This is a genomic window from Metabacillus rhizosphaerae, assembly GCF_037201795.1.
GTDB classification, from domain to species: Bacteria; Bacillota; Bacilli; order Bacillales; family Bacillaceae; genus Metabacillus; species Metabacillus rhizosphaerae.
Window position 1 is genome coordinate 1472436 of sequence record NZ_CP147403.1, and the last position, 24131, is coordinate 1496566.

At 36.5% G+C, this 24131-nt stretch carries 24 protein-coding genes and 1 pseudogene; 20 read left to right on the plus strand and 5 right to left on the minus strand.

From position 1 onward, the window contains the following. The first annotated feature begins 251 nt into the window (after nt 1–251). From WCV66_RS06990 to WCV66_RS07055, 14 genes and pseudogenes are all read left to right on the plus strand, one after another. Entirely contained in the window at nt 252–665 is a 414-nt protein-coding gene (locus tag WCV66_RS06990) for an IDEAL domain-containing protein (RefSeq protein ID WP_338788423.1), read from the plus strand. Between the two features lie 26 nt (nt 666–691). Then, entirely contained in the window at nt 692–862 is a 171-nt protein-coding gene (locus WCV66_RS06995) for a Fur-regulated basic protein FbpA (RefSeq protein ID WP_338788425.1), read from the plus strand. Between the two features lie 108 nt (nt 863–970). Further along, nucleotides 971–1243: a hypothetical protein gene (locus WCV66_RS07000; RefSeq protein WP_338788426.1), complete on the plus strand. Its 273-nt coding sequence runs from the start codon at nt 971–973 to the stop codon at nt 1241–1243. 206 nt (nt 1244–1449) lie between these two features. Continuing rightward, nucleotides 1450–2025, plus strand: coding sequence for a LysE family translocator (locus WCV66_RS07005; RefSeq protein ID WP_338788427.1), 576 nt, complete (start codon nt 1450–1452; stop codon nt 2023–2025). Between the two features lie 28 nt (nt 2026–2053). Then, a complete protein-coding gene (locus WCV66_RS07010; protein WP_338788428.1) occupies nt 2054–2830 on the plus strand; it encodes an AraC family transcriptional regulator in 777 nt (258 codons plus the stop codon). Between the two features lie 60 nt (nt 2831–2890). Next, nucleotides 2891–3061, plus strand: a pseudogene (locus WCV66_RS07015) (enoyl-CoA hydratase); the annotation flags it as partial. Nucleotides 3062–3264: 203 nt separating this feature from the next. Next, nucleotides 3265–3693, plus strand: coding sequence for a MarR family transcriptional regulator (locus WCV66_RS07020; RefSeq protein WP_338788429.1), 429 nt, complete (start codon nt 3265–3267; stop codon nt 3691–3693). Nucleotides 3694–3751: 58 nt separating this feature from the next. Beyond that, a complete protein-coding gene (locus WCV66_RS07025; protein ID WP_066329037.1) occupies nt 3752–4150 on the plus strand; it encodes a DoxX family protein in 399 nt (132 codons plus the stop codon). 146 nt (nt 4151–4296) lie between these two features. Next, nucleotides 4297–5235, plus strand: a complete 939-nt coding sequence (locus WCV66_RS07030) for a ring-cleaving dioxygenase (protein ID WP_338788430.1) — start codon at nt 4297–4299, stop codon at nt 5233–5235. Between the two features lie 24 nt (nt 5236–5259). Beyond that, the gene (locus WCV66_RS07035; RefSeq protein WP_338788431.1) at nt 5260–5868 is read left to right on the plus strand and encodes a flavin reductase family protein; all 609 of its coding nucleotides are present in this window, start codon (nt 5260–5262) and stop codon (nt 5866–5868) included. Between the two features lie 35 nt (nt 5869–5903). Beyond that, complete coding sequence (locus tag WCV66_RS07040) at nt 5904–6869, plus strand: ring-cleaving dioxygenase (RefSeq protein WP_413789633.1); 966 nt, start codon at nt 5904–5906, stop codon at nt 6867–6869. Further along, nucleotides 6850–7455: an alpha/beta hydrolase gene (locus WCV66_RS07045; protein ID WP_338788434.1), complete on the plus strand. Its 606-nt coding sequence runs from the start codon at nt 6850–6852 to the stop codon at nt 7453–7455. Before WCV66_RS07040 ends, WCV66_RS07045 begins: the two co-directional genes overlap by 20 nt. 332 nt (nt 7456–7787) lie before the next feature. Continuing rightward, the gene (locus tag WCV66_RS07050) at nt 7788–8189 is read left to right on the plus strand and encodes a hypothetical protein (protein WP_338788435.1); all 402 of its coding nucleotides are present in this window, start codon (nt 7788–7790) and stop codon (nt 8187–8189) included. Between the two features lies 1 nt (nt 8190). Continuing rightward, nucleotides 8191–8850: a PspA/IM30 family protein gene (locus WCV66_RS07055; protein WP_338788436.1), complete on the plus strand. Its 660-nt coding sequence runs from the start codon at nt 8191–8193 to the stop codon at nt 8848–8850. 77 nt (nt 8851–8927) lie between these two features. Here the strand turns inward: WCV66_RS07055 and WCV66_RS07060 are convergent, their stop codons facing one another. After that, complete coding sequence (locus WCV66_RS07060; RefSeq protein ID WP_338788437.1) at nt 8928–9767, minus strand: AraC family transcriptional regulator; 840 nt, start codon at nt 9765–9767, stop codon at nt 8928–8930. 136 nt (nt 9768–9903) lie between these two features. Here WCV66_RS07060 and WCV66_RS07065 point away from each other — a divergent pair, with 136 nt between their 5' ends. The 4 genes from WCV66_RS07065 to WCV66_RS07080 all read left to right on the plus strand — a co-directional run bounded on the left by WCV66_RS07065 (nt 9904) and on the right by WCV66_RS07080 (nt 17022). Further along, nucleotides 9904–11922 (plus strand): beta-galactosidase, encoded by a 2019-nt coding sequence (locus WCV66_RS07065; RefSeq protein WP_338788439.1) that lies wholly within the window; start codon nt 9904–9906, stop codon nt 11920–11922. A gap of 293 nt (nt 11923–12215) precedes the next feature. Further along, nucleotides 12216–13811, plus strand: coding sequence for an FMN-binding glutamate synthase family protein (locus WCV66_RS07070; RefSeq protein WP_338788440.1), 1596 nt, complete (start codon nt 12216–12218; stop codon nt 13809–13811). A gap of 117 nt (nt 13812–13928) precedes the next feature. Next, complete coding sequence (locus WCV66_RS07075; protein ID WP_338788441.1) at nt 13929–15563, plus strand: acetolactate synthase large subunit; 1635 nt, start codon at nt 13929–13931, stop codon at nt 15561–15563. 19 nt (nt 15564–15582) lie between these two features. Next, nucleotides 15583–17022, plus strand: coding sequence for an aldehyde dehydrogenase family protein (locus WCV66_RS07080; protein WP_338788442.1), 1440 nt, complete (start codon nt 15583–15585; stop codon nt 17020–17022). A gap of 63 nt (nt 17023–17085) precedes the next feature. On the opposite strand, the gene WCV66_RS07085 is transcribed toward WCV66_RS07080, so the two are convergent. Beyond that, complete coding sequence (locus WCV66_RS07085) at nt 17086–18465, minus strand: Glu/Leu/Phe/Val dehydrogenase (protein ID WP_338788444.1); 1380 nt, start codon at nt 18463–18465, stop codon at nt 17086–17088. Between the two features lie 449 nt (nt 18466–18914). On the opposite strand from WCV66_RS07085, the gene WCV66_RS07090 reads away from it, so the two are divergent. Further along, nucleotides 18915–19271 (plus strand): hypothetical protein, encoded by a 357-nt coding sequence (locus WCV66_RS07090; protein WP_338788445.1) that lies wholly within the window; start codon nt 18915–18917, stop codon nt 19269–19271. 69 nt (nt 19272–19340) lie between these two features. Here the strand turns inward: WCV66_RS07090 and hmpA are convergent, their stop codons facing one another. Beyond that, the gene (gene hmpA / locus WCV66_RS07095) at nt 19341–20591 is read right to left on the minus strand and encodes an NO-inducible flavohemoprotein (protein WP_338788446.1); all 1251 of its coding nucleotides are present in this window, start codon (nt 20589–20591) and stop codon (nt 19341–19343) included. 285 nt (nt 20592–20876) lie between these two features. On the opposite strand from hmpA, the gene WCV66_RS07100 reads away from it, so the two are divergent. Next, on the plus strand, nt 20877–22088 hold the full coding sequence (locus tag WCV66_RS07100) for an MFS transporter (protein WP_338788447.1): 1212 nt from the start codon (nt 20877–20879) through the stop codon (nt 22086–22088). Between the two features lie 134 nt (nt 22089–22222). Here the strand turns inward: WCV66_RS07100 and WCV66_RS07105 are convergent, their stop codons facing one another. Further along, nucleotides 22223–23224, minus strand: coding sequence for a histidinol phosphate phosphatase domain-containing protein (locus tag WCV66_RS07105; protein ID WP_338788448.1), 1002 nt, complete (start codon nt 23222–23224; stop codon nt 22223–22225). Then, nucleotides 23221–24015 carry a DeoR/GlpR family DNA-binding transcription regulator gene (locus WCV66_RS07110; protein ID WP_338788449.1) on the minus strand — a complete coding sequence of 265 codons (795 nt, stop codon included), beginning with the start codon at nt 24013–24015 and terminating at the stop codon, nt 23221–23223. Before WCV66_RS07110 ends, WCV66_RS07105 begins: the two co-directional genes overlap by 4 nt. Between the last annotated feature and the right edge of the window lie 116 nt (nt 24016–24131).

The window sequence follows — 24131 nt, forward strand, 5'->3', positions numbered from 1 at the left end:
GCTTTTAGACAAGAAATTGTTGATGACAAGAATTTTGCCTATACTCATTGTACATGTTGTGGACTGGAGCTTATCGAAGCCTGTTTTCTTTCGTTATACGAGCATTAAATATGTCTTTTGTTGAGAATTATTATCATCTGGTGATGAAATCATTCTTTTTTCAAGCATGAGTGGCAATACAGAGTTAATAGCCTAATAACCCAGGATGTTACATATCACAGTTGGTTAATTATCAAAAAGGAGATAAGTGTATGAGCAGATATTTTATTGCTGAAATTATGTTTGAACATCAAATTGACTGTTTATGCCCAGATGGCGGGCATGCAGATGTCGTGACAATAAGTAAGGGAGATATTTTGGAAGTAAAGAACGAGCGCAGATACATCGATGACTTCGGCTGGTACTTTCTAATTTTTATTAATAAAAGCAGAGACTTTTTTATAGCGATTGAAGATTTGGAACATTATTTCAAGTGTGGATATATTTTGTCGTTAGTGGATTTAGATTTAAAAGTAAACTATTTACAATTTAAGATCGATCAAACTCTGGAAAAAGGTGATGAAGAATCATTTCTACAGTATACAAAGAAATTAACAGAAGCGAGTAAAAATAAATCAAAATTAGACATTTACGTGCAGCGATCCGAAGAAAACTTATTCATTTAAATTTCTTTTTCAAAAGGCGTGAAAATATGAACAATATTTCTATCAAAGCAATGATGAATCCAAAAGAAAAGATGATTCAAAAGTTGTTAGAGATGAAAAGGTATAAATCATCTGATAATCGTCAGTTATATGAGTTGACCTTACCTGAATTAGAAAATGAGTATAAGATTGTGGAGAGTCGAAACAATGCAATTTAATATCTATTCATGATGAAAGCAATGAGATTGGAAACAGCCTTTTTGCTTTCTTTATTTTGCATGTTTAAATTCAAATAATAAAAAATCATTAGAAGGGAGCCACTACTTTTGCAATATAATAACCAAAAAGATAAGAATGAAGAAAATTGGAACCGCTATTATTATCAATTAAGTGATATCAATCGATTAAAATCACGTGAAGTCCCATTTAGGCTTAGTCATTGTTTTGAACTGCTAATAGTCATTGAGGGGGAAGGGACAATAAATTTAGGACTTGAAGCATTTCAATTGCATGCTGATGAAGCTTGTGTAGTCCACCCCATGCAATCATACAATATCAAAACGAAACATGGAGAGAGTTTAGAATATTTTATTTGCTAATTTGATATTTTATCTACCACTGATGGAAAATTACCAGTGATTGATTGTGAGAACTACCCACTAAATGGATAAAGTCATCCACGTTAACCCTGAATTTGTAGAGTTTCTTTTTACAGTAGCTTATATAATCCTGCAATAATATACTATATGCCTTTTAGCTTTAAGATGTATATTTTTATGAGAATAACTTGAAAGGAGTTTTTCTCATGAATATTACATCTTTTTTAATATACTGTTTTATTGTTACTTTTACACCTGGGCCTACTAATATCGTCATATTATCCACAGTGCATAATTTTGGGCCGAAAAAGGCAATTGAATATACATATGGAGCAACTCTTGCTTTTAGTTTATTACTTATTATTTCAGCTATGTTGAATACGATGCTTATCACGATCATACCGAAAATAGTAATTGTTATGCAGATTATCGGAAGCTTTTATATGCTCTATCTCGCTTATCAAATTTACAAAATGGATCCATCAAAACCAATTGTAAACCAAACTGGTACCTTTTTGTCAGGCTTCCTTATGCAATTTTTAAATCCTAAGGTGGTACTATTTACAATGACTGTCATTCCTAGCTTTATTATGCCCAACTATATCACAATACCTGAGGTGACAATAAGTGTTATCACTATAACGATTATCGGATTTTTAGCATTAATTACATGGGTTCTTTTCGGTACAATCTTTAAGCAGTTTTTACAGAAACATCAAAAGCCTGTTAATATAATGATGGCACTATTTTTAGTTTATGCTGCAATCATGATATGGATGTAGGTAAGCTAATTAAGAGGTGATGAATTTAATGGACAAATTTATCTATAAAAAATCTGCAGGTATTACTGCGTTGTCAGCAAGTATGACTGATTTTACGTATAAAAAGCACTCTCACAAAGAGTATGCAATAGGTGTAACATTGCGTGGGATTCAAGAGTATACCTTGGATGGCAGTTTACAATTATCCTATCAAAATGGTGTTATGCTTTTTAATCCAGAACAGGCACATGACGGAATGGCACATGATAAGGCTGGCCTTGATTATGTCATGCTTTATATTGAGCCAAAATTGCTTTTGGAGGTTTGTGAGAAAAAGGATATCGTTCGTTTTTCAACCCCTATTGTGTATGATTATTCACTTAAACAAAAAATATTAAGTCTTTCTAGTGCAATAATGAGCGCTAAAGATGAGGCTTTGTGCAATGAATTACTCTTATCCCTCTCAGATAACCTTATTCAAACAAATCTTTCTACAAAACATAAGACAGATAACGCTCTAATTAGAAAAGCAAAGGATATGCTTCATAGCAACTTAGAAAATGTACTCAAGCTTGATGATATATGTAAAGAGCTTAATCTATCAAAATTTCAGTTTATCAGATTATTCAAGGCTCATACTGGAATTTCACCATACCAATACTATCTTAACTGCAAGATAGAGCGTGCAAAGCAGTTAATCGAAAAAAAACGAGATGTTTATTCAGCTGTAGCTGAATGTGGCTTTGTTGATTTAACCCATTTAAATAAACACTTTAAAAGCGTATATGGAACAACAGCATTTGAATATATGTCACATTTACATTGAGAGGACGTAGTCTTCATAATTAGTTAAGATAAATAGATTTAAAATAAAGGGGGAATAGAATTGTCTTTAGTTGTAGGTGAAATTATTACATTTGAACGGACTTTCACAGTAGAGGATGTTGAATTGTTTACTACGATTTCAGGTGATGAAAGCTCTCACCATGTGACTCCTGATGAACAGGGAAGACTTGTCATACAAGGATTACTAACTGCTACATTACCAACAAAAATACACTTCGTTTCACAACAAACAAATGAAAAGAACTTGGAACATTTCCAGGTTCTTTTTAAATAAAAAATATAAATTTTTTAGACATTCGAAAAGCTATTGACAAAAGACAATACAGATATTAAAATTATCTCATATTCGAGATTAATTAATTCAAGATAAATTAATTCGAGATAAGTTATGTGAGATCAATAAGGAGGTGTCTCATGAAAAGAAAGTGCACGAATCATCCTTTTTTATTGCTAATGCAAACCGCAAGAGCATTTCAGGAACAAATAAGGGATGATATGGCTCAAAACAACTTAAGTATTACGGAGTTTTCAGTTTTAGAGGTGCTTTTTCATAAAGGTAAACAAACAATCCAGCAAATTGCTAAAAGTATTCTAATTGCCAGTAGTTCAATGACATATGTTATTGACAAATTGGAACAAAAAGGTCTGATAAAAAGGAATGCTTGCCCTGATGATCGAAGAGTTGTACATGTAATATTAACTGAAGATGGTCTTAAATTAATGACAATATTAATGCCAGAACATGAGGAATTGGTTGATAATGCTTTTAATTCTTTGCATCCAAATGAGATAGAGAATTTGGTCTTTCTTTTGAAAAAAGTAAAAGTTAGATTGGGAAAATAATTTTTATAATCATATATCTCGAATTCGAGATAAAATAAAAAATTGGAGGAAATTAATTATGATAGATATTGGGTTATTAATAATTAGATTGGTAATTGGTGCTTTATTTATTGGTCACGGTGCTCAAAAATTGTTTGGTTGGTTCGGTGGTTATGGATTAAAAGGGACAGGAGGATGGTTTGAGTCAATTGGCATGAAGCCAGGAGTAACTATGGCTCTGTTCGCGGGATTAGCAGAACTTATTGGAGGAATTTTATTCGCTTTAGGATTCTTAACTCCACTTGCTGGAATTATGATTGCAGGAACTATGTTAATGGCTATTGTTAAAGTGCACGCTCCAAATGGATTATGGGCAACATCAAATGGATACGAATATAACCTAACCTTGCTTGCGGTTGCTATCGGCATAGCTTTAATAGGTGCTGGTCAGTATAGTCTCGATGCTTTTTTATTTTAATATATCTCGAAGTGAATATGTTTTGATTAAAGGTATATGTGTGAGTAAATGGCAGATTTATATACTAGAAATAGAGGGTACCGTAAACCAGTTAGCGAATTTTTATAAGAAACTATTTGAAATTTTAAAATAGGAGTTGAAATAAAATGAGTAAAAAAACAATGGGTATTCACCACATTACAGCAATAGTTGGTCATCCTCAAGAGAATGTTGATTTCTACGCAGGTGTTTTAGGTCTACGTTTAGTGAAACAAACAGTCAATTTTGATGACCCAGGCACTTACCACCTTTATTTTGGTGATGAAGGTGGCAAACCAGGTACAATCATTACTTTTTTTCCCTGGGCTGGAGCTAATCAAGGAGTTATAGGAGACGGTCAAGTAGGAGTTACGTCATTTGTTGTTCCAAAAGGAGCAATGAACTTCTGGAAAAACAGACTAGAAAAATTCAATGTATCTTTTACTGTTATGAGGAGATTTGAGGAACAATATTTAGAATTTGATGATCCACATGGGCTTCACTTGGAAATTGTTGAAAGGGAAGAAGGGGAAGAAAATTCATGGAACTTTGGAGGAATAACTCCGGAAGTTGCTATAAAAGGATTTGGTGGAGCAACACTATTATCCACTCAGCCAAATAAAACTGCGGAATTATTAGAAAAGGTTATGGGATTAGAACTTATTTCAAAGGAAGGGGACTTTATCCGTTTTCGTTCTTCTGCAGAAATTGGAAATGTAATTGACTTGAAAATAACCCCAATAGGACGTGGGCAAATGGGTGTAGGAACAGTACACCACATTGCTTGGCGAGCAATTGATGACCAAGACCAATTGGATTGGCAAGAGTATATTGCAGAGAATGGCTATGGTGTAACTCCTGTAAAAGATAGAAACTACTTTAATGCCATTTACTTTAGAGAACATGGGGAAATTCTCTTTGAAATTGCAACAGATCCTCCTGGATTTGCACACGATGAATCCGTAGCGACAATGGGAGATAAATTAATGTTACCAGAACAGTATGAACAATTTAGAGGACAGATTGAACGAAGTTTACTAAAGTTTGAAGTAAGAGAGTTAGAATAAGTTTCATGTGAAGGAGTGATTTCTTTGCTATCAATTGACCCTGCTAAAAATACAGAAAGAGAAAATTATAAATTTCTAATAGGTAGCATCATACCTAGACCTATTGCTTTTGTCACAACCCTATCAAAGGATGGCGTTTTAAATGGTGCACCATTTAGCTACTTCAATATCGTATCATCCAATCCACCGATGATTTCATTATCAATTCAACGTTCAAAGGGAATACAAAAGGATACAGCGAGAAACATCATTGGTTCAAAAGAATTTGTTATCCATATAGTTGATGAGCAAAATGTTGAAAAGGTGAATGAAACAGCGGCTAGCCTTCCTCCTGATCAAAGCGAAATAGAGCTAGGTAAATTAACACCAGTTGATAGTGATAAAATCTCGGTACCTGGCGTAAAAGAAGCAAAAATTCGAATGGAATGTATTTTAGAACATTCTTTAGAATTGGGAGGATTGGACTCACCTGGGTGTGATCTTATCATCGGTAAAGTTGTTCAATTTCATATTGAAAACAGCATTTATGAAAATGGAAGAATTGATCCAAGTGGCTTAGCTGCGGTGAGCCGATTAGCAGGAACAAATTATGCGAAAATAGGAGAGATTTTTTCCATAGAGCGACCAAATTGAATTCTAGAATCAAACCCGTGAAAAGAATGGAGATGATGAAAGTGCAAAAAACACCTGGTATCCACCATATAACAGCGATGGTTAACGATGCCCAAAGAAATATTGACTTTTATGCTGGCGTACTTGGGTTAAGACTTGTAAAAAAGACGATAAATTTTGATCGTCCAGAAGTGTATCATCTCTATTTTGGTAACAAAACTGGTGAACCAGGAACTGTTATTACTTTTTTTCCATGGGCTAATCAGTTAAAAGGTCGAATTGGGACAGGACAGGTCGGAGTCATTAGCTTTATTATTCCAGTAGGATCCATTCATTTCTGGGAACAACGTTTACAAAAATTCAGTATTGAATTTAGTGATTCTGAACGCTTTGGTGAACGGTATTTGCAATTCACTGATCCTGACGGGCTCCAGCTTGAACTTATAGAACGAACTGAAGGACCAAAAAATAATAGGAACTTTGGGGGTATTCAAGCAGAAAATGCGATTAAAGGTTTTGGGGGAGCTGTTTTAATTTCAGCACAACCTAATAAAACTGCGGAGGTTCTAGAAAATATATTGGGACTCGAATGCATTGGTGATGAAGAGGGATTTCTAAGATTTAGATCTGAAGGGAATCTAGGAAATATAATTGATATTAAGCTATCTCCTTCGGTTCGCGGGCTAATGGGAGCTGGAACTGTTCACCATATCGCATGGAGGGCAAAGGATGAAGAAGACCTTCTCAAGTGGAGATCACTGCTACAAGACAAGGAATATTATCCGACTGAAATACGTGACCGAAACTATTTCAAAGCAGTGTATTTCCATGAAGGTGGAGGCATACTTTTCGAAATAGCGACCGATCCACCAGGCTTTTCAGTTGATGAACCTGTCACTGAAATTGGAAATAAACTCATGTTACCATCATGGCTAGAGTCAAAGCGAGAAGAATTAGAAGAAACCTTACCTAGTGTGGAGGTTCGTGTTCTGGAGGGGATAAATGATGAAACATATTTTTAATAAAGGAAAAGATCTAACAAAACCAACGATACTTTTACTTCATGGTACTGGTGGAAATGAATTAGACCTTTTACCTCTTGCGGGAAGAATTGATGATGAGGCTTCCGTGTTAAGTGTTAGAGGGAATGTATTAGAAAATGGTATGCCCCGATTCTTTCGAAGATTAGCTGAAGGTGTGTTCGATGAAGAAGACCTTGTTTTTCGCACGAAGGAATTAAATGAGTTTCTTGATGAAGCAGCAGAAAAGTATAGTTTTGATCGAGAAAATATGATTGCGATTGGTTATTCTAATGGGGCCAATATTGCTGCAAGTTTATTATTTCACTACCAACGTGCATTAAAGGGTGCAATTCTTCATCATCCAATGGTACCGAGAAAAGGAATTGAACTTCCTGATTTGTCAGGAAAGTCGGTATTTATTGCAGCAGGGAAAAATGATCCAATCTGCTCGCCAATGGAATCTTCTGAACTTCAATCGTTACTAGAGAAAGCAAATGCAAATGTAGAACTTCATTGGGAAAATAGAGGTCATCAATTGACAATGGAAGAAGTTGAAGCTGCCGCTCAGTGGTATCGTAATTTGTAATCAAGAAAATAGTAACTTTTGCGGATCACGTGATAAAAACCACTTACGATTGTTTGTTTTGGATACTAAGAATGAACTCTCCTTACAGCTGGAGCTTGTTCTTAATAAAGCTTAATTTGGCAAGACAATATGAGATTATTCATTTGAAATTCTTCTATTAAAATGAGTCCTCTTCCAATCGGAAGCGGGCTTTTTTTATTACGCACCACTAAGGTGCAAGACCCTACCTCGCTTGATAGAAAAATTTTTGCTATCCGTTTATCCCTTTCACCGATTTTTCACCAAACTCTACTAAACTATAATCATCAAGAATGATAGGAGGAAAGAGAACGATGAATTTCAAGTATAAGAAAACAATTTTTTTGGGTGCAATCATCACTCCAATGGTTTTGGGAGTCTACTTCCTGTTAGGGGGATATAGTGCCCTTGCAGCAGGACCACATGGACATGGTCCAGAAAGAATGGGACCACGAGGAGGTTTTGGAGGCGGTCATATGATGAACGGCCCTCATCATGGAGGATTTTCATGGATTGGATTACTAGTATTCCTTATTATCGGGATTGCTATTTTGGTTTTCTTAGTGAAATGGCTAAGAAAGAAATCAAAGGCTTCTTCGATGCAACAGCTTATCGATACATCTTTAATGAGTTCACATAAACCGATGATAAACCAAAATGTAAGTATTTTAGATCAGTGGGAAAGAAACATAACAATTAAAAAGGAGAATGACTAATATGGGTATTTTTAAAAGAATAAAAACAATTGCAAAGGCTGATATTAACGGACTACTGGATGGAATGGAAGATCCAATAGCTATGTTAAATGAGTATTCGAGAGAGATGGAGCAAGAAATGGCGAAAGCTCAGAAGGCTCTTTCTCGTCAAATATTTGTAGAAAATAAACAAGCAGCACTTATTTCGGAAACAAAGAATGTAGTGGATAAAAGAACACGACAAGCTAAGCTTGCCATTGAGCAGGAAGAGGATATGATGGCGAAATTAGCTGTGCAAGAAAAATTAACGCACGAAAAGCAACTCAGTCTCTATCAACAGCAATATGAAGCGATTCAAGGACAAACGGAAATACTTAAGGAAAAATTATATGAATTACAAGAAATCTATAACGAATTACAGCATAAGAAAGTATTATTAGCATCGCGTGCGAATGTGGCTCAGTCTATTAAACAAATTCAGCAAGCAACTGTTTCCTATCAAGCCGATACGATAGTTAGAGGTGTTGCCCGTGCAGAAGAACGAGTTTTATTAATGGAATCAGAGGCACAAGCTGGTAGCCAATTTGCGAATTCCTTCGCAATTCATGATGCTGCATATCGTAACTATGTGAATGAAGAGGAATTAAATAGAGAAATCGAAAAGCTAAAAAGTGAAAAATAGTTCGTTTATGGAAGGCTAATGTAAAAATATTTATTTAGAAGCACTAGCAGATTAGGTTATGTGCTTCTTTTTCTGAATCAAAATACACCATTTAAATGCCGGTATTTTTCTGGAGGAATCCCGACCATTTTTCTGAAAGTAGCCACAAAATGGCTTGAGGAACGAAAACCGACTTGCAGGGCAATTTCACCGATTGTAGCTGAATTGTTTTCTAAAAGGAGTTTTTTAGCTTGCTGGATTCGTAAATTCACTAAATAGGCATAGGGTGTTACGTGAAAGTTCTTTTGAAACAACGAATTCAAATGGCGTTTTGATGTATTGATAAAGAGAGCCATTTCATCAAGGCTGACATCTGGGTTGGAAATATGGGATTTCATCCAGTCAATGAGTGAATATAACGTAACTAAGTTATTGGTTTCTTTCAAGCTACTTTTATCGGTTTTCCCATACTTTTTTAAAAGTAAGAGAAATTCATAGACATGGGAAGAGGCGCTTATACTAAAGCTGTCTGTTGTCTCGTCACTTTGTTTTAACACTTTCGTAATGAATGTGGAAATTGGTGCTTCTTGTTCCCAGTGAAAAAAAGCAGATTGATAGAGTCCAAGTGTAATCAAAATCTCTTTTACCATCATCCCGCCAAATGTTACATAAAGTGTTTTCCATGGAGTAGAATCACTTTGTTCATTTTTATACGAATGTGCCATATGCGGTAGAAGGAGGATCCCGTTATTAGCCGTGAGGTTGATCTGTTGATTTTGAAACATGATAGAACCTTGTCCGCTAACAGTTTGAATCCAGTGGTAATAAGGATAACCATTTGGCCGTGTGATATTTTCTTGTGTAGGATTGAAACCAATCGTTTCAGCAAAAAGCGGCAGTTTACTTTCATTTAATGGGATGAGAAAATGTTTTTTCATTGGTACACTCCTTTCGAGGAATCGTTGTTTAATCGGTTCCTTTTTCTTATATCGCTTTCCATTATATTATATATAATCCTGTTTTGTAATCGTATACAATGGAATTAAAATGATATAAGGAAAAAGGTGATTAAATATGATTAACGAAAAGCTTCCAAAAATTTGGTATGGCGGAGATTATAATCCAGAGCAGTGGGAAAAAGAGGATTGGGATGAAGATGTCCGTATGTTTAAACTAGCAGGAATTGATGTAGCAACATTAAATGTTTTTTCTTGGGCATTAAATCAACCTAATGAAGAAACCTATGATTTTGCATGGCTGGATGAACAAATTGAGCGTTTATATCAAAATGGAATATATACTTGTTTGGCAACTAGTACAGCGGCGCATCCAGCTTGGATGGCAAAAAAATATCCAGACGTACTAAGGGTTGATTACCAAGGAAGAAAACGGAAGTTTGGCGGTAGACACAATTCCTGTCCAAACAGCCCAACCTATCGAAAGTATGCAGAACAGATGGCAGACCGGTTAGGTGAAAGATATAAGGATCATCCTGGAGTATTAATTTGGCATGTTTCCAATGAATATGGCGGCTACTGTTATTGTGACAACTGTGCTGAGAACTTCAGAAAATGGCTTCAAGAAAAATATGGAAACTTAGCGAGCCTAAATAAAGCATGGAACACTCGCTTTTGGGGTCATACGTTTTATGATTGGGATGAAATTGTCCCTCCGAATGCTTTAAGTGAAGAGTGGAATGGGGATTCTACTAGCTTTCAAGGAATATCTTTAGATTATCGAATTTTTCAATCCGATAGCTTACTAGAATGCTTTAAGCTTGAGAGGGATGTCTTGAAAAAGCATACTCCTACTATCCCAATCACAACAAATTTAATGGGTACCTATAAAGAGCTCGATTATTTTAAATGGGGCAAAGAAATGGATGTTGTTTCTTGGGATAACTATCCTGCTTATGACACACCTGAGAGCTTTACGGCGATGAGGCATGATCTTATGAGAGGCTTGAAAAGCGGCCAGCCTTTTATGTTAATGGAGCAGACGCCGAGCCAGCAAAATTGGCAGCCATATAATTCGTTGAAACGGCCGGGTGTTATGCGCTTATGGAGCTATCAAGCAGTGGCCCGTGGTGCGGATACGGTCATGTTTTTCCAATTGAGAAGATCAGTTGGAGCCTGTGAAAAATTCCATGGAGCAGTGATCGAACATGTTGGTCATGAGAATACTAGAGTTTTCCGGGAAACATCTGCACTTGGCAAGGAACTGTCGAAGCTTTCTAATACATTGCTCGATGCACGTGTAAAAGCTACAGTAGCGATCGTGTTTGATTGGGAAAACCGCTGGGCAACGGAATTATCAAGTGGCCCTTCAAAGGCATTGGATTATGTAAATGAAGTTCATAAATATTATGCCGCCTTATTTGGAGAAAATATTTCGGTTGACATGATTGGTGTTGATGAAGATTTAAGCAAATATGAAATCGTCTTTGCGCCCGTGTTATATATGGTGAAATCAGGGTATGCCAATAAGGTAAAAGAATTTGTTCAAAATGGAGGAACATTTGTGACAACGTTCTTTAGCGGAATTGTGAATGAACATGACCTTGTCACCCTTGGCGGTTATCCAGGAGAACTGCGAGATCTCCTTGGCATTTGGGTTGAGGAAATCGATTCTCTGCCACCTGAAGAAAAAAATCAAATTGTCGTCAAAAAAGAAGCAGGCAGCCTAACCGGTAGCTATGAGTGCAGTTTATTGTTTGATATTATCCATTCAGAGGGTGCAGAAGTGCTGGCTGAATATGGTTCTGACTTTTATGCGGGTACACCGGTGATTACGTGTAATTCCTATGGAAAAGGGAAAGCGTATTACGTAGGAACATGCCCTGACACAGCGTTTTTAACGGATTTTGTGAAAACGATTTGTGATGAAAAGGAAATAAAACCATTACTTGATGTTCCAAAAGGGGTGGAAGTGACAGAGAGAAGCAAGGATGGTTTCTCTTACTTATTTGTCATGAACCACAATGCATCAACAATAGAATTCGAGATAAGTGAAGGAACAGACCTGTTAACAGGTAAGGAATTTAACGGGACAACTTCATTAGATGGATATGGAGTCATGATTGTAAAGAAATAGGAAAAGAGACAGCGTCAATATCAGCTTGAGCTGGAGTTTGTTAAAAATGATTCGGATCAACCTAGGGGCATGACTTCTAGGTTTTTTTGTCCTAAATAAACATCATATCGATATAACGCAATCGGACGCATTTCATATAGTGAAATGGGTCTTTTTTTAATTGGGTTTTATAAAATTAATGGATAAATTTACCCCAGTTCGAGAATCTTAACTATAAATACTAATCTAGGACCCAGGCAATTTATCTGATTTAAATAAGCCTATAACCATTTTTATTTAGGGGGGAATGAAGTGTGAATTTAGCAAACGTTTTAACGATTATTGGTTTTGTTTTTTTTGCTGTCATTCTTTTAATATGTTTAGTGATTGTCATTTATTTATATATTGTAGATCGAACGCAAAAGCAGCATCCTATTCTGCGGAATTATCCAGTAATTGGACGAGCGAGGTATTTTCTGGAGCAGATTGGTCCAGAGCTCCGTCAGTATTTTTTTAACAATGATAATGAAGGGAAGCCTTTTTCGCGTAAGGATTATCAACATATTGTAAAAAAAGCAAAATATAAACGGGATGTGATCGGGTTTGGGTCACAGCGTGATTTTGAAGAACAAGGTTTTTATATAAGAAATTCAATGTTTCCTAAATTAACGGAAGAGTTAAAAATGGACCAGGATACTAAGGTAACAACAAATCGATATTTATTATTAAAGGACCCTTTATTTACGCAGAAAAAGGAAGAATTAGAGAAACATGAATCATCTGCCTATTTATTAGAAGATGAAGATGCGATTGTTATTGGCAAGGATACGAAGTACCCCTTTATCGTAAAAGGCCAAATTGGAATGTCAGCAATGAGCTATGGTTCATTAGGTGATCGCGCAATTACTGCACTTTCAGAAGGGTTAGGAATAGCGAAAGGAACATGGATGAATTCAGGGGAAGGTGGCATTTCTGACTATCACTTAAAGGGTGGTGTTGATATTATTATGCAAATTGGCCCAGGTTTATTTGGGGTTAGAGATAAACAGGGGAATTTTAGTTGGGAAGCATTATCGGAAAAAAGTAAAATACCTCAAGTGAAAGCATTTGAAATTAAATTAGCTCAAGGAGCAAAAACACGGGGAGGTCATATTGATGGTGAAAAGGTAACAGAGGAAATTGCAAGAATACGTATGGTAGAACCATTTAAATCAATTGATAGTCCAAATCGTTTTAGAGAATTTAGTGATTTACCTTCATTATTTGATTTTATTGAGCGGATCCGCGACCATACCGGGAAACCTGTAGGAATGAAAGTTGTCATTGGAAGTCATCATGAAGCAGATGAATTGGCAAGAATCATGAAAGAGACAGGGAAGGGACCTGACTTTATTACGGTAGATGGTGGTGAAGGTGGTACGGGTGCTTCCTATCAAGAATTAGCTGATAGTGTTGGTTTGCCTATTAAATCTGCGTTACCGCTTGTAAACAACGCTTTAATTAGACATGGAGTTCGTGATCGTGTGAAAATAATCGCTTCAGGTAAACTATTTTCTCCAGATCGAATAGCAATAGCCTTAGCAATGGGGGCAGATTTGGTCAATATCGCACGAGGATTTATGATAACAGTCGGTTGTATCCAAGCATTAAAATGCGAATCAAATGCTTGTCCGGTAGGTGTCGCAACAACTGACCCAGAATTACAAAAAGCACTTGTTATTGATGAAAAAAAATATCGCACAGCTAACTATTTAATTACAATGCGTAAAGGTTTGTTTAGACTAGCCGCAGCTGCTGGACTAGATTCCCCAGTTCATTTTAATCGAGAACATATTGTTTATAAAAATGAAAAAGGGGAAGTTTGGCCACTAGAGGATCTTTATCAAACAATCGTTTACAAAGGAAGCTAAAGATCTATTCGGTTTTAATTATTAGGCACTAGACGCGGTTGTTGATTTCCGCGGACAGTCCGGGAGCCTCCACCAATTATTAACTAGCAGATAATCATACTACAAAGGGTGTTTTTAATGAAAGTTGCTGAATTATTAATTAAATGTCTTGAGCAAGAGGGTGTTGAATATATCTTCGGTGTGCCTGGTGAGGAAAATATTGATATTATGGATGCTCTTCTTGATTCAAGTATTCAATTCATCGTAACAAGACATGAAACGAGTGCGGCATTTATGGCTGGTACATACGGAAGACTTACTGGAAAGCCTGGTGTCTGCTTAGCCACCTTAGGACCAGGAGCAACAAATCTACTAACAGGTGTAGCCAATGCGAACATGGATTTAAATCCAATTGTTGCAATTACTGGTCAAGCTGGTTTAGACCGTCAACATAAAATTAGTCATCAGTATTATGATTTGATCCATATATATGAACCTGTTACAAAGTGGAATGCTCAAATAAAAAAGGGTGAAATTGTACCTGAAGTGATTCGTAAAGCGTTTCAAGTAGCAACTCAAGAAAAACCCGGTGCAACCCATATTGATCTCCCAGAAGATATTGCTGAGATGGAGGTTAATGCTTCCTCTCCTTTAGAAGTAACTAAATACACGTTATCAGAAGCAGGAGATCAGGTTATAAAAGAGGCTGCTATACTCATCGAACAGGCGAAGCATCCAATTATTTTGGCAGGTAACGGGATAACTAGAGGCCATGCTTCAGACCAATTACGAACTCTAGTTGAAAAGATAAATATTCCAGTCGTCCATACATTTATGGGAAAAGGGGCACTTTCCTGGACAAATGAGCTTAGTTTACTTACAGCAGGATTAGCAGGGAAGGATTACATTACTTGCGGTTTTAAGGATTCTGATTTAATTATCGCAATTGGTTTTGACATCGCTGAATTCTCTCCAGAAAACTGGAATCCTGATGGAGCAACACCAATACTACACATTGACACAGAGGAAGCTGAGACAGATGATTGCTATCCAGTGCAACTAAATGTGGTTGGAGATATTAATGAGAACTTAAAAAAATTGCAACAAGCTCTTTCACCTAAAGAAAGAAACAATGCTTGGGTAGCTAACGTTCGCAAAAAAGCTCTAAATGAATTAGAACAATTTAAAGAGGATACAAGCTTCCCGCTTAAACCGCAAAAGATCATTTCTGATTTACGTTCTGTTTTAAAAGAAGAAGATATCGTTATTTCTGACGTTGGCGCACATAAAATGTGGATGGCTCGAATGTACCATACGTATCAACCAAATACTTGTTTGATTTCAAATGGTCTCGCATCAATGGGAATCGCTGTACCTGGAGCAATTGGTGCGAAAATTGTCCATCCAGAGCGTACTGTTGTTGCTGTTTGTGGCGACGGATCCTTCCAAATGACAGGTGCCGAGCTAGAAACAGCGAAAAGACTTAATCTACCAATTATCGTTTTATTATGGAGAGATGATGGGTACGGCTTAATCGAATGGCATCAGCTGAAAAAGTTTAATCGTTCTTCCAATATTAAATTTGGAAATCCAGATTTTATTCAACTCGCCTTATCCTATGGTTTTGAGGCTCTCCAAGTAAAAAAAGGTGAGGAGCTTAAAGGCATTTTAGAAAAAGCAATTTCACTAAAAAAACCCGTTCTTATCGATTGTCCCGTTGATTATAGTGAGAATATGAAATTAACAGAAAAACTAAGAGATATTGATTGTTAAATGAAAGGAGGAATCCAACATGCGACTTGGCTCAATAATTAATGGACAAGAGAGAAGTGAAAGTAATCGAGATACACTCGAGGTGAAAAACCCGTTCAATCAAAAAAACGTAGCGGAATTAGCATTAGCAAAAAAAGCGGATCTTGATGAGGCGGTAACGAATAGCTTTGAAACATTTCATTCTACCATGAAAAAGATGCCTGCTCATCAACGTGGCGAAATATTACGAAATGCTGCCGATTTATTAGAAGAAAATGCGGAGGATTTTGCTCAAACGATTGTCCAGGAAGCTGGAAAGCCGATTAAATATAGTAGAGACGAGATTGCACGTTCAGTTCAGGTGATTCGATTTGCATCTGAACTAGCAAAAAATATTACCGGAGAAGTTATCCCAATGGATGCGGCAATTGGTGGAGAAAATCGTATGGGACTTATAAAGCGGATACCATTAGGTGTGGTAGGAGCGATTACACCATTCAACTTCCCGTTAAATTTATCTCTGCATAAAATTGCACCAGCTATTGCAGCTGGTAATACCATCGTTTTTAAACCTGCTGAAAAAACGCCAGTATCTGCTTATAAGCTAGTTAAGTTATTCCAACAAGCAGGTCTTCCAGATGGTGTGTTAAATCTATTAATGGGAACTGGAGAAGAGATTGGCAGTCCTCTTGTCACTCATGAGAAGGTACACAAAATTACCTTTACGGGAAGCTTGCCAGTTGGAAGGAAAATTCGCGAAACAGCTGGCTTTAAGAAAGTTACACTTGAATTAGGGTCAAATTCACCAAATATCATTTTTGAAGACGGTAATATCCAACGCGCTGTAACCGAATTAGTTAAAGGGGCATTTGCCTTTTCAGGGCAGGTTTGTATCTCTGCACAACGAATTTATGTTCAGAAAAGTATTTATGGTAGATTTCTAGAACAGTTTATAAAGGAAACAAAAGCCTTAACAATTGGAGACCCAACGAAAGAAGAGACGGACATTGGGCCAATGATCAAGGAGGAAGAAGCCAAACGGGCAAAGCTTTGGATTGATGATGCTGTAAATAATGGCGCTAAAATAGAGGTGGGTGGCACCCGAAATGGTGCGATTCTCTCCCCAACAATCATGACAAATGTTGAGCATACGATGAAAATCGTTTCCGAGGAGGTATTTGCACCGATCGTATCTGTGATCCCCTTTGATAATGAGGATGAGGTAATTAGAGTAGCCAATGATTCCATATATGGTTTACAAGCAGGGGTGTTCACTAAAGATATTGATCGAGCGATGCGTGTCGCAGATCAATTAGAAATGGGCGGGGTATGGATTAATGAAATATCAACGTACCGGCAGGATAATCATCCGTATGGTGGTGTTAAGCAAAGTGGAATTGGTAAAGAAGGCATTAAATATGCAATTGAAGATATGACAGAAATGAAATTTATCGGTATGAAATTAATGCCAAAAGACTAGAATACCTACTTAATTAAGGTTAACAATGGGGGAATAGAGATTTCCTCTCCCCCATTATAAATCTTAATACAATTTACCCTGACGATACAAAATCGTGCATAACTTCATAACAGCATGAATATAGCAGTTTTGACGCAAAGAAAATGGATCACCAAAAAACTGGGGGAGAATTGTATCCATTGTTACTTCCATCTTGTCAAAAAGCAGCTTAAACACTTCTTCTTCACTGTAAAATTGAGTTTCACGGCCTTGGAGCCATTCAAAATACGAAACGATGACCCCTCCTGCGTTTGCAAGAATATCAGGGACAATAATGACACCTTTGTCACTCAGGTACTTATCTGCTTCACCGGTAACTGGTGCATTTGCTCCTTCTACAATCATTTTTGCTTTCACCTGCTCCATATTACTTTGGTGAATTTGATCCTCCAATGCAGCCAAGATCAATACATCAATATCAAGAGAAAGAACTTCATCTCGGGTTTTAATCTCAGCTTTAATTTTATTCTGAGACAGCTGTTCTTCTGTAGTAGGGAGGTCTCCTCCATTCTTCGTTGTAAACTCAACTAATGCTGGGATATTTAATCCATCTGAGTTGTATAAGGTAACATTACGGTCACTTACAGCAACCACTTTATTTTTTAAATGTGTACAGTGGTAAGCCTCAAGAGCCGTTATGGAGCCTACATTTCCAAACCCTTGAACTGCTACTTTTAGTGAGCGATCAGCGAGAGCTAATGCTGTTTTGGCAAAGCTATTATTAGTTTCAGTAAGCCACTTGCTATGATCTTTCAAGAAATCGTAGAGCATGAAACGAAAGGTAAAATAAACACCTTTACCTGTAGCTTCTCTTCGTCCTAATGAACCGCCATTAACAACACTCTTCCCTGTGAAACTACCTCTATACGGTTTACCAGGTCGGATGCTTTTATATTCTGCCATCATCCAGTCCATTTCACGATCCCCTGTACCAACATCGGGTGCGGGGATATCCTTGTCAGGCCCTAGAATATCACTAAAGTATCGAACATATTTTTCACATATTAAATGCAGTTCCCTTTCAGTGAAATCTCTTGGATTAATGACAACGCCTCCTTTTCCTCCGCCAAAAGGAACTTCATGAAGCGCATTTTTCAACGTCATTAAAGCAGCGAGGTTTACAACTTCATCTTCATTCACCGATTCGTGAAAGCGAATCCCTCCTTTATAAGGCCCAAGTGTGTCATTATGTTGAACACGAAAGGCAGGGATGCGTACAATTTTCCCTTTTTCTAATGGGATTCTTAAAAAGGATTTATGTACATGATTTGGAGTTGAAAGAATTGCTGCCAATGATGTAAATGCTTGTTCTCTAGCGCGATCAGGTAAATTAGGTAAAAAGGATTTATCTTCAAGTAAAGCATCTAATGCATGTTGGACAATAGCCCCTGTTTGGCTCGACATTTTTGAGAAACCTCCATTTCTCTCGCGTATATTTAAGTATTTAAATTGTGATTTTTATTTTTGGTCTTGAAACCATCCTATTTTCGTTATGGTAAGGATATGTGCTATATAACACTTTAAAAATAAATTAATCGTTCAATAATTGTGAGCTATCTCACTTATCTCCTTAACTATTTCATCTATAATGAAGCCGAAGAATTTTATTATTAAGGCTCTTTTCTAAAGATTGTTGTTTTTGAACAAAACTGATTAGGTTGATTGGAACGGATATGCGAGACTCCTGTGGGAGTAGCGGGACAGATGAGACCCCGCAGGCGCTTCGCGCTGAGGAGGCTCATCGCACGCCCCACGGAAAGCGAGCATCCTGGAGTGCCAATCAACCAACCCTATACTATTTTAAAAGCAACAAAGTTTGCGAAAACAGCCACTATTAAAAAGGGGAATTTGCTATGTCAATTATTTTAGAACAGGTACAAATTGATGAGGTGGTAGAACGATTTTACAGCAAACTTACTAAAGATGCCTACTTCAGTTCAATGTTTGCAGAGAGAGGTGTAGACATTAATCTCCTAAAAAGTAGACAAAGAGTCTTTATAGCTCGCCTGGTTAATACAGATTCTTCTAAAGATCAAGCTATTAATATATCAAAAGTAACTGAAAGACACCCGTTTCAAACATCTCCTGAACGGGCTAAAATATGGTTGGATACGATGGAAGAAACACTTAACGAAATGGAACTAAATGTTTCTATTAAAGAACACTTATTAAGTCAGATGAATTTTTTAATGAATAAAATATTGAAGTGATAAAGGATAGATAAAAGGTGGACAACGGTATTGGATGTCCACCTTTTATATTTGATTAAGTTTACGATTCTAATCATCAAGTGCAGGTTCAAAGTCGCCATTTCCCTCTAATGTTCCAGCAGGACCAAAGAATTCATAATGAATATGCTCTTCTGATACTTGCCATTGCTTTAAAGCTCCATAGACTGCTTTCATAAATGGGATGGGTCCACAAAAATAAAAACTTGCTTCATTTGAAGGAAGAATGGAATGTAGCCAATTTAAATCAAGATATCCTTCTTTATCATAATTCTTATTTTTTTGATCGTCTTCTGTCGGCTTTTCATAGCATACAAAAGACTTGATATTGTCATGTTCGGATGAAAGCTTTTCTACATGGTCTTTAAAAGCGTGGTATTCACTATTAATTGCAGAATGGATGAAATAAATATCTTTCCTCGATTGAGAGTCAACTAATGAATTTAACATACTCATTAATGGAGTTACACCAACACCACCACTAATAAGGACAACTGGTTGGTTCGTATTCGTATCTAGAGTGAAAACCCCAGCTGGTGCACTAATTTCAATCGTATCTCCTTCTTGTATTTTGCTATGTAAATAATTAGATACAACACCTTCGGGACTATTATTCATTTCATCTTCACGCTTTACGCTAATACGATAATAATTTTTCCCTGGGGAATCAGATAGGCTGTATTCACGGATTTGGGTATATTTTTCATCAGGCACTTCAACCTTCACGCTTATGTATTGTCCTGGTATAAACTGAGCAATTTCCTTTTGATCTTTAGGTTTTAAATAAAAGGATGTAATGACACTACTTTCTTCGACTTTTCGATCAACGACAAATTTCCGGAAATCTTTCCACCCACCTGGTTGTTCGCTCGCTTGTTGGTAAAGATCTGCTTCAATTCCAATAAAGGCATCGGCAATCATGTTATACGCATCACTCCAGGCATCAATGATCTCATCTGTAGCTGCATCTCCTAAAACATCTTTGATTGCCTTTAATAAATTCTCACCGACGATCGGATATTGTTCCGGTTTGATGCCTAAGCTTCTATGCTTGTGAGCAATTAATTTCACCTCATCTAGTATTTCTCCAAGATTTTCAATATGCGAAGCAGCTGCATAAACAGCGTTTGCTAAAGCTGTTTGTTGTCTGCCCCTTTTTTGATTTGCTTGATTAAAAACATTAAGAAGCTCTGGATGACTTTCGAAAAGTAATTGGTAAAAACGTGTTGTAATCTCTACTCCATGCTTTTCTAATACAGGGACTGTTGATTTTATTATTGCTATTTTTTCGGGACTTAACATCATATCCACCTCTCGTAAATACAGTTCAATTTGTAGTATCCCTCTGTATTCTTTTGATCATACGGTGTAGAAATAAGTTTTTTTGTCGATTTTTGTCTAATAGTCGATAAAAGCGAAAAATCGAAGATAAATTCCCGAAATCGAAGATAAATATCAAAAATCGAAGATAAATATCCAAAATCGGTTCACAAGCTTCATGATTTTCTGGTGAATTACCAAGAGGAAAAAGGCTTAATATTATAGAAGTAAATACTAGTCATGTTTTTTAGAACAGGAGGACAAAACTTGAACACTAACCATTCTACTCAAAAAATCTCATCATACTATCATCTTTTTTTCGTCGTTATTACGTTTATCTATTGGTTTTCGTTATATATTTATGTTCCTATTTTTGTTGAATATCTAGATTATCTTGGCGGAGCCTATACTTTAATTGGATTTATTGCAGGTAGCTATGGAATTATGCAGATTTTATTAAGGTTTCCGCTTGGAATCATCTCTGATAAAATGCAAATTCGTAAGCCTTTTATCATTGTAGGGCTTGTTACCGGTGTGATTAGCTGTTTTGGGTTTGCGTTGACTGAGAGCTTAAGCTTTGCATTTGCTTCTCGAGTGATATCTGGAGTTACTGCTTCAATGTGGGTTGCTTTTACAGTTTTATATGCAAGCTACTTTAGAGCTGAAGAAACGACGAAAGCAATGGGGAATATTCAGTTTGTTACAGTGGCTTCCCAGTTAATAAGTATGGGGTTGAGCGGGTATCTTGTAAGTGAATGGGGATGGAAGACACCCTTTTGGTTAGGCGGTATTTTAGGTTGTATCGGTATTGTTATGTCGTTTTGGGTAAGAGAAGTGGGGAATCAAACAAGCAATCAAAAAATTGAATTCAAAGAATTACGTGATGTGATAAAGGAGCCTTTAGTCATAAAGGTCGCTTTATTATCTGCATTAGCTAATGGAGTGTTATTTATAACAATGTTTGGGTTCACACCTACATATGCTTTAAATATTGGGGCGACAAAGGACAGTTTAATCGTACTTGTTTTTAGCTTTATGATCCCACATGCTGTTGCGCCTATAATTACAGGGAGATATTTATTAAATCGCTTTAATAAATGGTCTATTTTACTAGTAGGATTTTTAGGGACATTTCTATTTTCAGCTGTTATCCCATTTATTACGAATCTTGAGATATTATATGTAACACAAATGTTAAATGGCTATGCTCAAGGAATGACGATCCCTCTCCTAATGGGGATGGCAATTCAAACGATCCCTTTAAACAAACGAGCTACAGCTATGGGATTGTTTCAAGCCATCTATGCAATTGGGATTTTTGTTGGGCCGTTTGCAGCAGGGGCGGTTAGTCAGAATATCAATTTTGCTACTGTATTTTATCTTGCTGGAGCGATCGGATTATTGGGTCTAGCTTTATCGATCGTATGGGGAAGAGAAAAATCTACACATGCCGTTCCATTAAAACAAAAATCAATATAATCGATACTTTCTAAAGGACTTACCGAATACGGTGAGTCCTTAATTAACTAATACAGAGTCTTTGAAATGGTGGATAAAATATAAAAGGATTGAAGGGATACAAGGGGTCTAGGTTCCTTCAATCCAGAATGCTTTTACAATGACAAAGGCTTCATTACTCGATTTCTCTTTTCAAAAGTAGCTATTTCCTTGACTCCCTTTTGCTGCAGCATCTCAATATTTTCGTGTACGAAAGCACCGATATCTTCAGGGAAATGAGCATCAGAAGAAATGAGCAAGGGAATGTTTTCCTCAATCAGCAAATCTAAAAATGTTTCATTTGGACATATTTCCTTTACTGGGAACCTGTAATATAAACCAGCATTAATCTCTGTAGCTACATTCATTTGCTTCAAAGCCTTTACGACCTTTTTATATAGAGGTATTAGTTCAGATTCATTTGGACGATATCCGAAAACCTTTAAATTATCCAAATGGGAGATAAAATCAAACAAGCCGCTCCTTGTGGCATTTTCTATAGTTTGAAAGAATTCCTTGTATAACTCATATAAATCATATTTTTTAAATTCATCCTTCGTTTGAGGATTATCAAATCCCCATCCACGAACAAAATGAACGGACCCATGGATAAAATCCCAGTCATGTTTACCGAGTATTTCTGTTAATTCATCCTCTCCAGCTTCAAAATAATCAGCTTCCAGTCCTATTTTTAATTTGATTCCTTGCTTTTCCCATTTTTCTTTACTAGCTGTTATTACTTGCACAAAATCATCCATACTTTCTGTCATTACGAGATCGAGCCATTGCTTTTGTAAAGACCCTAGGCGACTGTCGTCAAGCAAGATATGTTTTTTGAAGTAGTTCCTGCTTTCTGTAAAGCGATATAGATGATCGACAATTCCTACCTCTTTTAATCCTTTCTTTTTCGCATTCTCTAGATAGAGGTCGAGCCAACTTGGATCATATGCACCTTTTGCCATTCTTTCTGATAACAAAAGCAAGGATTCGCTAAGCCATTGTTTGGAATGTTTTAATTCTGATATTGGTTGTCCAGTTAATAGATTATGATATGTTTTCTCTAACCATCGAAATGAATAGGGGCCTTCCTCAAGATGAACATGGTAATCTATTTTCATTGCGAATCACCTACATTTACCCAATTCAGCCCCCTAACCATTGCATCTTTCGACCAATCGTTGGGCATTTCTGAATCAGTTATGACATAATCGATAGATGAAAATGAACCGATTTGAAAAAGTGCTCTCTGATTCATTTTTGAGGAATCGGCTACAACAAAAACTTGGCTTGCTTTTTTAATCATGATTGAAGATGCAGCAGCTTCATCAATATTGAAATCGCAGATTCCATCTTTGTTTATTCCTCCACATGATATAAAGGCTTTATCAAAATAAAAATTCTCTAACAACATATTTGTTAACGAGCCACTAATTGAACGTTGCAGTGGATTGGTTGTGCCCCCAAGGACAATGACCTTTCCATCAAATAAGCGGTTTTCTAAGCGATTATTTAAAATTTCCGCGGCAGCTAAAGAGTTGGTCACAATCGTGGCATTTTGAACATTCTTAATTGAACTAGCAATATGTAAGGTTGTTGACCCTACATCTAGTACGACGGTTTCTCCATCCATAATGAACGTTGCGGCAGCTTCACCAATCAATTTTTTTTGATTGTGAGAAATTCCGACTTTTTTATTGAAATGAGGTTCCTTAATTAATCCAAAGTATTGGATTGCACCACCATGAATTCTCCGTAATTTCCTTTTCGCTTCAAGTGTGCTTAAATCCTTTCGTATCGTTTCAGGTGTTACGTTTAACTTTAATGCTAAGTCTACGACACTAATTTTATTTTTTATCTCGAGTTCTCTTATTATTATTTTTTGTCTTTCAGTCATATACGATGTATTCATTATTCCTCCAGAGCATTTTATGATTTTTTGATTTGTTTTGTTTTAATCCATTATAAAAACTGAATATAAAAAAAAGACTACGAATATATTAACTTTTGTAAATTAAACAAAAATGA